Raw genomic sequence first — 16,137 nt, 5'->3', positions numbered from 1 at the left:
TTGCATATTAACACAATATGAATAATAAACAATTTATTTTTAGTCATTCATCACCTAAAAATCATGATAATTGTTCTGTTGTAAAAATCAAACATTATACGCTACAGTTTAATACTAATTTAAAATATACGCATGCTCAAGAGGGTGACTTTTCGTTACACTTACTAGGCAGTTTATTTGATTATGTAGATACCAAGTCATCCAATCAAGATTTATTAGACATTCTTGTTAAACAACAAACGAAGGAAGGCTTTTTTAAGCTTCTTGATACATATTATGGAGAATATGTAATTATATATGTTACAAAGAAAGAGTTCTTCTTATTAAGTGATTCTTGTGCTCAAAAAGAAGTATACTACACTGAAGATTATGCTGAGTTAGGGTCTCAATTAAACTTACTTTCAAATAAAGATTGTCGTCAAGAAAATCACCCGTATTATAATTCGACTCTTTTTGATAAAAAGAAATTATTTATAGGAACAAGCACCTCAAGTACAAATGTAAAACACCTTGCACCTAATCATTATATTGATTTATCAAATAAAGAGACAGTACGTTTCTTTCCAGTCACTAAAATTGAGTCGCAACCTATAGACGATGTTGCTAAAAAAGCAGCTGTTATGCTCAAAGGGTATATCACAGCTATATCACATAGGCATAAAATCATATTACCCGTAACTGGAGGATTTGATAGTCGTCTTCTATTCCTTGCTAGTTTACATACTGAATGTGATTATTTTGTATCACAACATAAAGATATGGATGATGATCATTATGATATCAAGATCGCTCAGGAAATCACTGCATTATTTAATAAAAAACTTCACGTTATAAAAGATTCTGAAGCGTCAAACGATACATTAGATACTACTCAGAATATCGATAACCCTAGAACAACCTCTTTTCCAAAACTAATTGCTGACAAAATTTTAATTAATGGTAACATCAGTGAGATTGCAAGGAATTACTTTAATTACATCACTCCTGTCACAGCAAAAAAACTAACATTGCTTAATGGGTATTCTGACAATGTATTTGTTATTGACACCTATCAAGAATGGTTATCTCAAAATAAAAAAACTTTAAATCAATATGATTATAATTTGCTAGACATGTTTTATTGGGAAGAAAAAATGGGAAACTGGACTGCCAAAGCTAAAACAGAAGCACATGCATTGAACTTTGAATTAATGTCTCCTTTTAATTCAAGAGCTCTTCTACGTCTCCTCTTAGCCACAAAAAGGAAAGATAGAGATAAGTTTACGAGTAGGCTTTATAAAAAAATTATCGAATATCTAGTAGATAATCACGAAGCGGTTAATGCGATACCCACAAATCCTGATTTTGAGAGAGCAAGAGCATTATTTTTAAAGAAAATAGGTCTTTTTAATATGTTTGACGCACTTAGATTAGAGCTGCGAATTTTAAAAAGAAAAATCAAACGTTAATTTGGTCTTTTATATAAGGTAAGAAAGACTCCCATACTTGTGTATTCTTTTACAATCTCCCACTCTTTTTTTAATATTTCTATCTCCTCATCTTGTGTTTTATTTTCAATGTTTGAAAATAAATAAAACTCATTTTCTTGTAAATCGATACTCGCAAATTGAAATTCTGAAGCTCCATCATCTTTTGCACGTGCATACGCTCTATTATGCATAGGAAGATTTGTTCCAATTTGTGTAAAGGGAATCTCTTCTTGCTCTATAAAAGACAACATCTCTTTCTCTAGTCCATAATATCTCAAATATGCTAAAGAACTATCCCAACCTTGTGCTATTGTTGCTGGGTAAATCCATAAATGCCCTGTAATAAAAGCAAGTACCGTAATTGCTATTACTACCTTTTTTTTAATTGATGTATATTCAAAAGTATATAACGCGTTAAAAAATAATAAGATAGCAAGGAGGTTACAAATCATGAGATAACGAGGCCCCATAGGGTTACTAAAAGGCACCATTCCTAAAAAGAAAATAAATAAAAACAAAAAGAGTGGTATTAAAAGTGCTTTTGATCTACGATCAATATTCTTTCCTTTTCTGAATTTTAAAAGATACACTAGTAATGGTAACCATACCACAAAACGTCCATACTCTAACAAGTTTTTGGCAAAAGCAATACTATTCTTTAGTGCATTGATCAAAGAGGTACTTTCTCTATGCTGTGAATACGATTTATTTTTTGTGATAATAACCCATCCTAATTCTTGATATTGATATAATAAAAAGCTTAAAAAAGCAACAATAGCAATAGCATAACTATAATACATATTTCGTTTTAATGTTTGTATACCAAACTTAATATATGCTATATGCGTAAGTATAAGTACTATTGCAATATAAATACCTCTCAGGTTTGTAAAAAGTATACCTGTAAGTGCTATTGCATATAGAAACCAACTATTTTTCAGTAAACTATTGATTCCTAATAAAGTAAAAAACAAGAGTAATATGTCATTATTAAGACTTGTTGTTTGCGCTATAAATGTAGGTTCTATACATAGTACTAAGAATAGTAGTATAGACACTTGAGGAATGCGTGTCTTTTTAAATAATAAAAAGAGTTGATACACAGCACCCATATTCACAAACAGTAGCAATAGTCGTGCTGACCAAATAGCTTTTCCAAACACTTTCCAGAAAATAGCAATACTTGAGATCCATAAGGGAGGATGTCCTGAGTTATACTCGGTAGGGACTACAAGTTGTTTAAAATTGTGATCATATAACCACCCAGCTCTTAAAAATTTACTTGTAGCATCCCAAAAAGCAGGAATATCTGTAAGAAAGAAAAACTCCAGTATTAAAAATAAAAAACAAATGGAGAGTATGATTTTTTCTTTTAAGGTCATTTAAAATTATTTAACAGATCAAAAATACTCTTAAATACAATACTATTTTAAAAGTCTTATTTTTCTGAACATCTTTTGATAATTAAAATAACTAATCCTATATTGAGTATTAGGGATTTCAAACATAAACATCATTGAAAAGAAAGCAGTATTTCATCACAAACAATCAAGAAATTACTGTTTCTGATAAGACGTTTTGTAGCTATAGTGTGCTCAATTACACTATCTTTTATCACGAAGATTTAGATTTTACAAGCTCGTATATTGATGATTTGCACATTGTATTGTTCGGTTTTATAATCAATCCATATGAACCTACGCATTCTAATCAACAAATTGTCGATGCACTTTTAAAACATAAAACACAGGAAGAACTTTTTAAAGCCCTTGAGTTATTATCAGGTAAATATGTTTTATTCTATGTATCTAAAAATGAGCAAATACTAGTTACAGACTGTTTCGCCGAAAGGCAACTTTACTATTGGCAAAAAGAGGATCTATATTATATATCATCGTCTGATACTTTATTACTAGACCTACTTGATCTTACTCCTGAAATAGCTACTGCAAAAAAACAATTAAAAGAATCTACGCTCTTTTTAAACATAAATGAACATTGGTTTCTATCCGAAGAAGATTGGGATGATCGATTCAAAAAATTATTGCCAAATCATTTTTTAGACATAAAACGACAGGAGACTAAGCGACTCCCCATTTTTGTGAATTCAAAACTAGATGAGCATCGTGTAACTCAAGAAATTCAAAAGCTTCTTAAAAATACGATGGAGGCTATCACTTTGCGTTATGATGCTATATATCTCCCTATCACTGCTGGATATGATTCCAGATTACTTCTTGCTGCTAGCTCTAACTGGAAAGATAAAATCAAGTATTATATCTTTAATACAGGAAAAACGTATGTAGTTAGGGATGTGAAAATAGCCACAAAACTCGCGCACTATTTTCAACTTAATTTTAAAGAAATAAAGCTTAACGAATTAACCGAGGGCTTTAAAAAAGAATATTCTGACTATTTTATAGTCCCCCGTTTTTTATCAAAAACAAGAAATATAGCTTGGTTTAAAACTAATATTAAAAAACCGTCTATTAATCTATCTGGTGGTGGGGATTATTTAAGAGGGTTTTATAACGAAGACGATTTTACATCTATAAAAAAAATTATATCTGCTATAGAATATGAAGATATCCCTATACATACAGATGCTATAAAAAAATGGCTTACCTCAGCTATACCATATGCAAAGGAATATAACTTACGGATAAGTGATCTTTTTTATCATGAACTACGCATGGGAAAATGGGCTTCAAAAATGTATCACGAATCTGACATAACTGCTATGGAGTATTTTTCTCCTCTCAATAACAGACACATGGTGTACTCCATATTATTAAACATTCCCGAGCCTAAAAGACATGCTCCTACATCTCCTTTTTATAGGACACTTATGGAAGGAATGTTACCTGATTCAACAACAATTCCATTTAATCCAAAAACGTGGAGAGATTATATTAAAAGTATTATTCCTTATCATCTTATAAAAAAACAAGCTAGGTTATTAAGGTATAGAAAATCAAACTAAAACCATCATATCAAACTCTTTTTTAAAACCCTATAGATGATCTTTCTTAATATTGTATTTTCGTAAGTGAGCTATGCTTTCTATTTTAATTCCTACATATAACTATAATATATATACGTTACTAGAAAACGTACATAAGCAACTGGAAAAGAGTAGCATAATTGCTGAAATCATCGTTTCAGACGATCACTCTACATCTTTTGTAGAAATAAATAGAGAAATTGTTTCTTTCCCAAATACGACATATCTTTTTCAAAATAAAAATTTAGGTCGCACAAAAAATCGAGAAGTACTTGCTAAAGAAGCATCCTATAATTGGTTACTCTTCTTAGATGCAGATGTATTACCCTTGACACCATTTTTTATAAAAAATTATATAGATGCTATACAGGAACATCTAGATGTTATTTTTGGAGGCATAACCTATCAGGAATCTGTCCCTAGTGTTGATCAATATTTACGATGGCATTATGGAAAACATCGAGAATCTCAATCTATAGAAAAAAGAAATCGACAACCTTGGTTTATTATTTCTCAAAATTTACTTATTAAAAAAGAAGTGTTCTTTAAAGCCAATGTTAGTAAAGAAAACAGATATGGTCTTGACAATCTTTTTTCTAATAGATTAAAAACACTCAATACTAAAATATTACATATTGACAATCCAGTTGTTCATTTAGGGCTAGAAACTAACACTTGTTTTTTAAAAAAAACATTAGATGCTATTGAAACTACAATACATTATGAGAACAGTGGACTGATGGAAAATAACTTAAGTAGTTTACAAAAAAGTTATACCTTTCTAAAAAAGAAAAAAATTACTCGATTATTCTTACGATTAATCGCCCCATTTAAAAACAGAATTCAGAAAAACTTAGTAGGGAGATCTCCTTCTTTATTTCTTTTTGACTTATATAAGTTACAACATTACACTTCTTTAAAAAACAACAGAAATGCCTAAGTTTTCTGTAGTCATATCTGTTTATAACAAAGAAGGGTTTATAAAAAAGACACTTCAAAGTGTTTTTGCTCAAACACTTCAAGACTATGAGGTGATTGTTGTTAATGATGCTTCTACAGATCATAGCGAGGAAGAAATTCAGGCTATTGGGCACGAGATCATATATCATGCTTTCTCTCAAAACAAAGGAGCCGCCGCTGCTCGTAACAAAGCCATTCAACTAGCGACGGGAGATTATATTGCTTTACTAGATGGTGATGACCTCTGGTATCCAGATTATCTCGAAGAGATGAATCATTTACTACAAGAATTTCCTACATATTCTGTATTTGCTACAGCTATTGATATAGAAGATCATGATGGCAAAAGAGCATCTGCATATACATTCCCTAATCCAGAAAACAAACAACGGATAGCAGTTAATTATTTTGAAGCTAGTTATAAAAATACCGTATTAACAAGCAGTTCTACCGTTATTAAAAGAAGTGCTTTTGAAACTATAGGGGATTATGATGAGTCCATTAAAAGTGGGCAAGACACTGATTTATGGATTCGTATAGGATTGCAATACCCGATCGCTTTCAGTACAAAATCATGTGCAACCTACACCTATGCTCCCGTAAGTCTGTATAAAAGCATAGGCTCTGTAAAGCATAGACCAAATTTTGTAAAGTTTGAAACTTTAGAAAAAGAAAATAAGGAACTTAAGAAGTTTTTAGACCTCAATAGATTTTCTCTAGTCATACGTGCAAAACTTTGGAACGAACCCAAAGAAGCACAATTTTTTATAGATCGCATAGACATTACCAACCTAAGTAATAAACAAGTAAAGTTACTCAATGCTCCTGCTTTTGTTATAAAACTATTATTTAGTGTAAAAAGAACTTTAGAAAAACTAGGAATACGATTAGGTATTTACTGAAGCTATAAACTGTTCATAATCTCGAATATAATCTTCTTCTTCATATACATCTGAGGCCAAGACCAAACAGACGGCACCAGAAGAGAAATTTTCTAACTCTCGCCATATGCCCGTAGGAATCAACAATCCTTTGTTAGGTTTATTTAAAGTCACTCGTTTTTTTGATATTCCATCATCAAGGACTACTTCAAAACTACCACTTAACGCTACCAAAAACTCCATACATTCTTTATGAGAATGTCCACCTCGATATGCGTCACTGGGGACATCGTAGAGATAATATATTCTCTTTACTTCATAGGGAAGTGTATCTTTTTCTACCACGGCAAGGTTTCCGCGAGGATCTGATATTTTTGGAATATCTACTATCTCTATTTTCTCGATCATTTATCTACGTTCTTCTCCCGAAGTTATTAATTGTTTATAACGTTTAATTCCTGAATATGCTTTTTTTGCTTTCGCGAAAGCGTACTTAGGCGCAATACTCTTATGACGCACTAAGAAAAACACATATTTAAGCACCCAAAGATACCCCCAAATACCATAACATTTATATGCTAATGCTCCTCTAAGATACAAAAGTCGATCGCTTCCTATGTCTTGACCCGAACTTACATCTGGATGTGTCAAGATAACTTTAGGTATAAAATAAGCTGGCAATTTTGCCTTTATGACATTTCTCATAAACACATACTCATTTGCGCCGCTAAAAGTAGCTCCTAACCCAAAATGTGAATTATACAATACTTCATTTTCTAAAAGAATATCCTTCTTAAAACTTATAACAACTCCATTTACGGTTTTATAAGATGAATTTGTATGCCGTGTTACATTTGGATATTTTCTAAATAACTCACCCTTTGAATTTTGTAATTGGAATGTGACTACAGCAGCATCTGGATAGGTCGTGTATGCATTAAGAATAATAGATTCCAAATCGGGTACATACACTACATCATCATCTGCTACAAGACATACTTCTCCTATAGCGTTACGAATTGCCATATTACGACTCTGCGGTAAGCCACGTTCTTCTGTATTAATAACCCGCACATTCTCTTGATCTGAATGCAATTGTCGTGCTGCATCTGTTTGATTAACAATCAAGATCACATACATACTATAATCTCTATTGGGAAACATGATTTCCAAAAATGATAGATCCGATCGAAACATCGTCGAGATTAAAATCTCAAAAGGTACAGAAGCGTGAATCATCTAACGGATTATAGTATATTTGATATCCTCATTATGAAGATACTCTTAATAGGCGAATATAGTCGTTTTCACAATTCTTTAAAAGAAGGATTGATCTCTTTAGGTCACAGTGTAACCATTGTTGGTTCAGGAGATGACTTTAAAAAATATCCAGTTGATATTTCTATTGCACCTACTCGGAGTAAAGCAAATTGGTTTATTACAAAACTGCGCCACGCTATTTATAAATTTACAAAGACAGACATCTTACTTATAGAGACTGGAAATAAATTCTGGAAACAACGAGAGCAGATGAAAGGCTATGATGTTGTACAATTTATCAACTCCTGGAGTATACGCACGACTATTTCTAAAGAGAAAAAATGCATTGCTTTTCTAGAACAACATAATAAAGCGTTATTCTTATCAGCATGTGGGACAGACACTCCTTGGATAGAAAGTCTATTAGATACACCAGATGTTCCATATCATATGTTAACTCCGTATCTTAAAGATTCATCTTTAAAAAGCTACTATGCGCCCGCGCTTAAGTATGTAACAGAACCACATAAAGAATTATATACGTATATAGAAAGTAAAGTAAAAGCAGTCATTCCTACAGATATGGATTATCATATAGGATTGCAAGGTCATAAGAAAGCAACAACGCTTATTCCAACCCCTATTCACATAGATAGATTAGCATACCAACAAGTTCCTGTAAAAAACAAAATAATCATCTTCCACGGAATTAATCGTTCTAACTATTTAAAAAAAGGAAATGATATTTTTGAAGAAGCATTACGCATTATCAATAAAAAATATGCATCAAAAATAGAAGTTATCACGGTAGAATCTTTACCCTATGCAGATTATATAAAAGCATATGACAAAGCGCATATCTTACTCGATCAAATATATTCTCATGATCAAGGATATAATGCGTTAGAAGCGATGGCAAAAGGTAAAGTAGTATTCACAGGAGCAGGAACACACTTTAAAGAACACTATGGGTTAGATCATCAAGTTGCTATAGATGCCACTCCAGATCCTCACCAAATAGCAGACGCCTTAGAAAAATTAATTGTAAACCCTGAGCGCATACAAGAAATTGCTAGTCATGCAAGAGCCTTTGTAGAAACATATCATGATCACCATATAATTGCTCAAAAATATCTTGAGATTTGGAATACGTATCTATAAATTAGCTTTCTTACTTCTTACGTATCAATCCATCCAGAATAGTTTGCTCTCCTTCCCAATCACGTGTAATATCTGTTTTGAGAAGCTTTGCTGGAATACCACCTATAAGGGTATGATTTCCTAAATCTGTATAATCTTTATTACAAAGAGAGTTAGACCCTACTGTCATATAATCTGGTGTTATTGTGCCCTTCATAATAGTAGATCGATTGCCTATCCAATTGTAATTTCCTATTTCAATAGGAGCCGTTTTGTCTTTCTTTGTGTCAGTCTTAAGGTCGATAAGTTGATGGAAAACAGAATCTAATAATTGTGTTTCATAGGCCACACGTACATAATCTCCTAAGACGATACGCTCTCGACAGATTAATGTAGCTTGAGATCCTAGGCAAGAAAAAGTCCCCATCTCACAATAAGCATCCTTCCCTACTTGGAAATAAACATCTTTTCCAAAATGAACATAGCCTTTAAAAACCACTGTCCCAACAATAACAACCTCTCCTATTCCTCTAGAACGGGTTTGTGCTTCAAAGGGATGACCTATTCCTATCATAGCTCTTTCTATAGGAGCATCTATAATAACATCTCCACTAATGCACGTTAATTTATAATTACCATAAATAAATACCGGAAGCTTCATGGCCATTTTAAAAGGGAACTTCTTCAGGTTAAAATAATACGTCTTGATCCAGTTAACCGCCCAGAAAGCTTTCCAGCGTTTACGCAGTCTTCGTAAAGGATTAAGAACACTCATTATTTTTTCTTTTTTAAGATGGAATTTATCAATGATTTAAAACCAATCTTCTTATCTAATAATCGGAATGAATATAAAGAAGAAATTGCAATTAAAACGACTAGGATGCTATATTTCAATATAGACTCTTGAATATACGATGCCACAAAAGCAAAAACACATAGTAGTAAACACTTTATAAAAATAGAATAAAACCCAGATTGCATTTTAAAACCATACCTATAAAAAGTAATGATTCTAACCACTATAAAATGAATGATATAATACACAAGCAAACTAATACCTACCCCTTCTAACCCTAAATAATGATATCCTATCACATTAAGCAATAGCAATACACTATTAAAGCCTAATGATGTTTTCATAAAGAGTTTAGAATCTCCTTTTGCGATAATCACATACCCCATAGACCAAGACACAGCTTTAAACACCATCCCTACTATTCCCCATCGTACAAGTGACACCGTAGGCTCAAACTCGCCAGAATATAAAATAGTAATCACCAAGGGAGCAAAAGCGATGAATCCAATAACAATAGGAGTAATCACTAATATCGCAATAAATGCTTGTTCAAACACAGCCTTTACAATCTGTTGTAAATCATCACATATCGCAGCAAGTCTCGGATAATAGTCTGTAGACATGGCATTAAAAATAAGTCCTACATAGGTATTTAAAATAACCATTCCCGCTGCATAAAATCCAGCTTCTGTTTCTCCTCCTTTAGATCGGATGTATACCAAAATTAAATAAGCAACAACAAGTCCTATAATACTACTAAAACTAAGTGCCATTCCCAGCTTTATCATAGGTTTCCCTTCTGATAAGACAATAGCATTAGTAACAGAAACATGTGTTTGTACCGCTCTTCTAGCAAATAGATACGCAAACAAAAAGATAAACCCCGAAGTAGCAATGATCGCCGGTAAAATACCATCTAATTTTAAAAAATAATATAATGGAATCGTTACGACCAACCCTGCAAAAGCGCCATATACATTTGCTTTTGCCAAGAATTCTAACTTACGTAATCCCTGTAATACAGCAAAATTACTCATGGCTAACTGATTAAAAAGAACAGCCAACCCTAACCAAACAAATGTGAGCATATACGCATCAGAATCAAAAGTAAATCTGCTCAATACTGGAGAAAGTAATACCATACAAACCGCTCCAATAATAGCCGTAATCCAAACCAATCGTTTTAAAATAGCGATCATCCGATAAGGATCTCCCTCTTCTTTATTGTATTGAGAAGAAATCTCTTTTACGGCACTTTTATCTAAACCTAGTTGTGTTGCTGTCGTAATGAGTTGTAGTGGTCTGGTCAATAGGTTAGAAATTCCTACCCCTTCCGGTCCTAGTAATTGCGCCATGACTTTGGATCTGATAATAGTAATCAAAATACGAATCACTTGTACTCCCCCAAAAAGAGAGGTCGCTTTCATCACATGTTGATATGACTGTTTATCTTCTTTCAATCAATACGCATTTAATGCTTGAGTGACCTCACTTACCATACTGTCGCTCATTACAGGACTCAACGGGATACTCAGTACCTCTCGATGAATCTGTTCTGTCACAGGAAACGACATATCCGCATACGCATCTAACGCTTCTTGTTTATGAGGAGGCACTGGATAATGTATAATACTTCCTATTCCTTTTTCTGTAAGATATCTTTGTAAAGCATCACGGTCTTCACAACGTATCACAAACAAATGAAACACATGAGCATCAGATCCGTCCCAAGAAGGCAAGATTAATTTCTTATTATTAATTTCGTTTAAATACCGTTTTGCAATCGCTCTTCTTCGATTATTTGAAGTATCTAGATCTCTTAATTTGATACGTAAAAACAAAGCCTGTACTTCATCCAGACGTGAATTTACTCCCTTATATGCACTTACATAACGTTCTTTAAATCCATAATTACGATACGCCTTAACTACTTCGGCAAGGGCTTTATCATCTGTAGTAATTGCACCACCATCTCCTAATGCGCCCAAGTTTTTTGTAGGATAAAAACTAACCCCTGAGGCATCGCCTAAGCTTCCGCTACGTTTTCCATTAGAAGCAATAGCTCCGTGTGATTGTGCGGCATCTGTAACGACTAATAAGTGGTTTGCTTTCGCGAAAGCGGTTACACCATCCATATCAGTTAATTGACCATATAAATGAGTAGGCATGATCACCTTAGTCTGAGTCGTTGTTTTGTGTTGTAAATCGTCGAAATCAAAGTTATATGTATCTATGTTTGCTTCAACCAATACGGGAATTAAACCCGCTTGTTGGATACCAAGAATAGTTGCGATATATGTGTTTGAAGCCACCAACACCTCATCTCCTTCTGATAGCTTTCCTAAAATCTTATACCCTTCTAGAATCAGTCGTAATGCATCAAGACCATTGGCAGTACCTACACAATACTTCGTACCACAATAGGCTGCATATTCTTCTTCAAAAAGACGTACCTCATCTCCTAAAACATACCACCCTTTTTCTAAGAATGTTTTAAAACGTTCTTGAAACTCGCTATCGTACGGAGCATTGATCTCTCGTAAATTTAAAAATGGAATCATAGCAACACGTCGTTTAAAAAGTGATGGTTTGCTGTCTCAATCTCATAAAACCGATGTACATAGGTACGAGCGCCAAAACACGCTTTCCAATAGGATAATCCTTTATTGAGTTTCTGTCCTTGTTGTTCATTAGAAATTCCAAAATCAAAATACCAATTATCCGAAAATGTATTGGTAATCAATTCCTCAAAAAGAAAATCTAAAGCACCTAACTCTTGTTTCTGTTCATTGGCAGAAATATATTGTACATGTGCTGTTGTTCTAGTTTGAAAAATAGTCGTGCCAGCTACAAGTTGATCCTCTTTATAAACATTAAATTGTCTAATTTGTTTTGAGAATTTCTCTTTAAGCAATGTAATTTCTTCTAGTGTATGTGTAGGTTGTGCGTTATGTCGTTTGCTTAAATTGGGAAGTAATATCTCATTCCAAAATGCTGTAAAGTCCTGAGTTTCTTCAATACGTAATCCTTGTTTTTTTGCCTTCTTCACCCCTTCTATTCTATTAGATTGTATGGCTACTCTATTGCGATAATCTATAACCGAAGCTGTGTCTACTCTTGTACAAGTTGCACCTACTAACTGTAAGATATATGCGATCTCTTCTGATGGAAGTACATTATAAAAAGAAGGCACTTCTTTAAGATGAAGTTTTGCAATTCCTTGATCTTGTAAATATTTAAATAGTGTTTTACAAACCTCAATTACATCTATTAGTTTTACCTTGGAAGATAACACCAAGCCTCCGTAGGTTAATCCTTGATGACTATATACTGCCTGATCTACAGTATTGGCTGGCAATACAGCAACAAGCTTAGATCCTTTATATACAAGTAATGAGTAATCTGTAAAACGATTACTATGATACTCCATAAAATCTCTATGAAATAAAAACGTAGCATTCTTTGCAGAAACGATAAAATCGTTCCACACACTGCTATCTGAAGCCTTATATGCTTGTACAGTATACATGAATCTACTTTTTTATAAAGGTAATCTCTCCTGCATCATCTATACATTGGTATACTCCTTTGGGAGCTCCCTTTTTGATAACGATATAACTTGAGTTATCTTCTGTATGTTCCAAATATTTTTTATCTGCACTAAGATATGAAAACAAGACTCTAAAAATATTAACCGCACTTTTTAGGTCTCCTTCATGGCGTTTTTGTCCATCTGGCCAATGTATTGCAAGATTACTACTAAAGATAGAATACAAGATATCTCGTTCTTGTGTCTTGGTATGCATTTGTGAAGTACTCTCTAATCCTACAAAACCACCATGATCTGCCATGACAACAATAAGTGCTTTAGGGTCTTTTTCTTTAATCAAGCTAATGGTTTCTTTAAGACGCATATTAGCTACTCGTACACCTTCTAACCAGAGTTCACGTTCTTTTACAATTCCTTTAGAATTTGATGCGTTGTTAATATGCCCTGGATTAAAAATTTCTACAAAAAAGAATTTAGGCGACTCTGAATCTTCATCTAAATTCATTCGTAATGGTGCAATAAGGTCTACACGCTTTCCTAATCCCTTTCCTAAGAATGCTACTTCATCAAAACTGAAATTACAATAATCATATCCTATTTCAGGTCTATTCTGTAATAGATACGGCAACTCGGTAAGTAAATGTGTTTTATAGCCATTATTCTTAAATATGCTTAAAACGGTATTATCAGAAACAATGATATTACGTGCATTAATAGTTTCTAAACTTAACCCTTTATCATAATAATGATGTTTCATCATAAAGGTTGCACTATTAGATGTAAGCGTAGATGCATAATTGCTTCTAAAATTTGGATAAAAACTAAATGCTTCTTCTTTTAGGTATTGTTGAAAAGAATGGTCTTCACTATTATAATGTCCACTGAAGATCTCTGAGAAATTTACATACCCATCTGGTTGTATAAAATACACATTAGGCTTTGTCTTAAATACAGCTTCTTTAATATCATCTGGAGATGTTTGCCACGAACTATCATAATTATAACTTTCAAATGGTTTTGAAATAAAAGTAATCAGTCCCATAATAGCCAACACCCCTTGAAAGGCCATAATTTTTTTATAATGTTTCCATAAAAAATAAGCGACTAAGCAAGCGATTATAAACACTAGGATTGACCTCCATAGTTCAACACCTCCAAAAAGCGAAATCTGAATTAAAAACAAAAAAGAAAAGGTTCCCGAAAAAGGGATAATATATTGGATCCATTTTCCTGTTTTTACTTTTTTTCCTAGCCAGTATGCAATAGCGATTCCTACCATAGGAACTAAAAGAAAAACGCCAATAAAATACAAGACATGTCCTATCGTATTAACAAGCGTATAGTTATTGGTTGCATAAAAAAAGATAGGATACAAACCTGCTAGCAATCCTGCCAGAATAGGATATGACTTAGAATCTTTAAGGAACCGCTGAATCAAATTTTCTTTAGACGACGCTGGCATACCTTATATTTTTTTAAAGAGATAAAGCACTCTAGACGTTCCTTGAATGATTTCTTTTTTCTCTAGTGTAAAGTATTGTTTAAAGCCCGTTTCAAAGTTGGCTTCATTATAAAAATCAAAGTGATTTATAAATTCTCGTTTACGAACCAATAATGAGGTCACCCAAGAATCTTCTCTCTTTGGAAATTCAATGACTAGATGCTTAGAAAAGGAAGCAAAAAATGCTGCCGATTTTTCGAAAGGTACATTTCCAGACAGGGTGATATGATGTATTAACGCCAATGCCATAGTCACATCTGGCGCATAGGATTGTAAGCGCTCTATCAGTGAGCTACGTTCTGTATTATTAAAACCAACACCAGGTACGGGTTGTAATACATCACATACAAAGGCAAGCATGTTTTGCTCTTTGTTTTGTTGCGCTTTCGCGAAATTTTGATCCACTGCATTTGCATCTATATCGGTAACAATAAGATGTGCATTGCTATCTAGTGCACGTGCAAAGGTGCCGTCATTCCCGCCTACATCTATAATGCGTTTTGCTTCTAATGGTGCAACCCAAGATTTAATAAGTCCTTTTTTGGCTTCAAAAGCTGGTGCGTCATAATTAGTTTTTGTGTAATAATCTCCCCACTCTGTAGCCTCATTAAGCGATAACTTCTTGATATACTCATACAAACTATCTAAAATAGTGTTCTGTGCTTTCAGCGAAAGTTTTGCTACTTTGGTTTCTGCCTTATAATCTTCACTATGCTTCCCTTCCATCTTTGCTAATAAATGGATATTGGTATATAGTGTAGAACTCAATTTGCTTTTCCCCGGTAATAAGGAAGCAATTAGTTTTACAGGAATCCCATCAATATGGGTTTGCATCATTTTAAAAATATCTGTACCGTGATATTTGGCTAACGCCAAAGGACCTAGAAAATGAGTGATAAACTGTTTGTAAGCTCTCCACGGAGTTCCTTCTTCATAGAAATCAAAAGATAGGGTATCTATAAAAATAGGCTTCCCTTCATACATAGTTACATTATATGCAGAGGCATCCTTCAAGATAAAACCTTTGGTCAATGCATATTTCTGAATACGTAAAGTGAGTAATGCTGCTTGTTTATATTGTTCAAAACTCCATTCATACGGATGTGTAATAAACGGAATGACTTCTGGTGTGATGATAATTTCGGTATCAGAAACAGACGTCTCTTTGTGAGGTATGAGTAAGCGTTTTCGCGAAAGCGTATCAAAAAAACCACTTTCCGTAAGTTGCTTATACTGTTTAAAATAAATAGGGAGTATGTTCCTTCTCAATATATCGCCATCATAAAAAAGATGTCCTGATGGATCTCTAAAGGAAGCTTCGTGTGCCGTATTATTACTCGTCATCTACTGGTGTATCGTTCTCATCTATATCTATAGAGTCATAATCACTTTCCTTCACCAATCCAAAAAAGAGTTTAATCTTATACATGACACTCTTTGAAAAAAGAACAACAACAGCCGTTGCTGCTACAATTCCTTGAACAATCATAGCTCCTAATCCCACATCAAAATATAATAAACTCATAACTCTATAGTAACGTATTAAGTACCAAAAATACTATAATTCCTGTAGAAG

Annotated in this window: 15 protein-coding genes; 5 read left to right on the top strand and 10 right to left on the bottom strand. The window is 33.3% G+C overall.

What is annotated here, in order from left to right; translation table 11 throughout:
- Positions 1-17 precede the first annotated feature (17 nt).
- On the top strand, positions 18-1,448 hold the full coding sequence (locus ABJD27_RS03145; protein ID WP_348171203.1) for a hypothetical protein: 1,431 nt from the start codon (positions 18-20) through the stop codon (positions 1,446-1,448).
- Here the strand turns inward: ABJD27_RS03145 and ABJD27_RS03140 are convergent.
- Positions 1,445-2,851 carry a hypothetical protein gene (locus tag ABJD27_RS03140; protein WP_348171206.1) on the bottom strand — a complete coding sequence of 469 codons (1,407 nt, stop codon included), beginning with the start codon at positions 2,849-2,851 and terminating at the stop codon, positions 1,445-1,447. The two genes, ABJD27_RS03145 and ABJD27_RS03140, sit on opposite strands and share 4 nt — an antisense overlap.
- Before the next feature lie 134 nt (positions 2,852-2,985).
- On the opposite strand from ABJD27_RS03140, the gene ABJD27_RS03135 reads away from it, so the two are divergent.
- From ABJD27_RS03135 to ABJD27_RS03125, 3 genes are all read left to right on the top strand, one after another.
- On the top strand, positions 2,986-4,452 hold the full coding sequence (locus ABJD27_RS03135) for a hypothetical protein (RefSeq protein WP_348171209.1): 1,467 nt from the start codon (positions 2,986-2,988) through the stop codon (positions 4,450-4,452).
- 73 nt (positions 4,453-4,525) lie between these two features.
- Entirely contained in the window at positions 4,526-5,413 is an 888-nt protein-coding gene (locus tag ABJD27_RS03130; protein ID WP_348171211.1) for a glycosyltransferase family 2 protein, read from the top strand.
- The gene (locus tag ABJD27_RS03125) at positions 5,406-6,335 is read left to right on the top strand and encodes a glycosyltransferase family 2 protein (RefSeq protein WP_348171214.1); all 930 of its coding nucleotides are present in this window, start codon (positions 5,406-5,408) and stop codon (positions 6,333-6,335) included. Before ABJD27_RS03130 ends, ABJD27_RS03125 begins: the two co-directional genes overlap by 8 nt.
- On the opposite strand, the gene ABJD27_RS03120 is transcribed toward ABJD27_RS03125, so the two are convergent.
- Together ABJD27_RS03120 and ABJD27_RS03115 are read right to left on the bottom strand one after the other, a co-directional pair.
- A complete protein-coding gene (locus ABJD27_RS03120; RefSeq protein ID WP_348171216.1) occupies positions 6,321-6,722 on the bottom strand; it encodes an FdtA/QdtA family cupin domain-containing protein in 402 nt (133 codons plus the stop codon). The genes ABJD27_RS03125 and ABJD27_RS03120 overlap by 15 nt on opposite strands.
- Positions 6,723-7,553: a glycosyltransferase family A protein gene (locus ABJD27_RS03115; protein WP_348171219.1), complete on the bottom strand. Its 831-nt coding sequence runs from the start codon at positions 7,551-7,553 to the stop codon at positions 6,723-6,725.
- Between the two features lie 33 nt (positions 7,554-7,586).
- Between ABJD27_RS03115 and ABJD27_RS03110 the strand changes: the two genes are divergently transcribed.
- Positions 7,587-8,735 carry a glycosyltransferase gene (locus ABJD27_RS03110; protein ID WP_348171221.1) on the top strand — a complete coding sequence of 383 codons (1,149 nt, stop codon included), beginning with the start codon at positions 7,587-7,589 and terminating at the stop codon, positions 8,733-8,735.
- 10 nt (positions 8,736-8,745) lie between these two features.
- On the opposite strand, the gene ABJD27_RS03105 is transcribed toward ABJD27_RS03110, so the two are convergent.
- The 7 genes from ABJD27_RS03105 to ABJD27_RS03075 are packed head-to-tail and all read right to left on the bottom strand — an operon-like array spanning position 8,746 to position 16,086.
- A complete protein-coding gene (locus ABJD27_RS03105) occupies positions 8,746-9,489 on the bottom strand; it encodes a transferase (protein WP_348171224.1) in 744 nt (247 codons plus the stop codon).
- Positions 9,489-10,970, bottom strand: coding sequence for an O-antigen translocase (locus tag ABJD27_RS03100; RefSeq protein ID WP_348171227.1), 1,482 nt, complete (start codon positions 10,968-10,970; stop codon positions 9,489-9,491). The genes ABJD27_RS03105 and ABJD27_RS03100 overlap by 1 nt, the downstream gene beginning before the upstream one ends.
- Positions 10,971-12,071 carry a DegT/DnrJ/EryC1/StrS family aminotransferase gene (locus ABJD27_RS03095; RefSeq protein WP_348171230.1) on the bottom strand — a complete coding sequence of 367 codons (1,101 nt, stop codon included), beginning with the start codon at positions 12,069-12,071 and terminating at the stop codon, positions 10,971-10,973. It lies immediately after the preceding gene.
- On the bottom strand, positions 12,068-13,039 hold the full coding sequence (locus ABJD27_RS03090; RefSeq protein WP_348171233.1) for a GNAT family N-acetyltransferase: 972 nt from the start codon (positions 13,037-13,039) through the stop codon (positions 12,068-12,070). The genes ABJD27_RS03095 and ABJD27_RS03090 overlap by 4 nt, the downstream gene beginning before the upstream one ends.
- A 4-nt stretch (positions 13,040-13,043) precedes the next feature.
- Positions 13,044-14,522 (bottom strand): hypothetical protein, encoded by a 1,479-nt coding sequence (locus tag ABJD27_RS03085; RefSeq protein ID WP_348171236.1) that lies wholly within the window; start codon positions 14,520-14,522, stop codon positions 13,044-13,046.
- 3 nt (positions 14,523-14,525) lie between these two features.
- Positions 14,526-15,905 (bottom strand): class I SAM-dependent methyltransferase, encoded by a 1,380-nt coding sequence (locus tag ABJD27_RS03080; RefSeq protein ID WP_348171239.1) that lies wholly within the window; start codon positions 15,903-15,905, stop codon positions 14,526-14,528.
- Entirely contained in the window at positions 15,895-16,086 is a 192-nt protein-coding gene (locus ABJD27_RS03075) for a hypothetical protein (protein WP_348171242.1), read from the bottom strand. The genes ABJD27_RS03080 and ABJD27_RS03075 overlap by 11 nt, the downstream gene beginning before the upstream one ends.
- Positions 16,087-16,137 lie beyond the last annotated feature (51 nt).

The sequence above is a fragment of the Dokdonia sp. genome, from assembly GCF_039945015.1.
Taxonomy (GTDB): Bacteria; Bacteroidota; Bacteroidia; order Flavobacteriales; family Flavobacteriaceae; genus Dokdonia.
The sequence above is the reverse complement of the archived record's forward strand: the minus strand, read 5'-3'. Positions and strand labels throughout refer to the sequence as shown.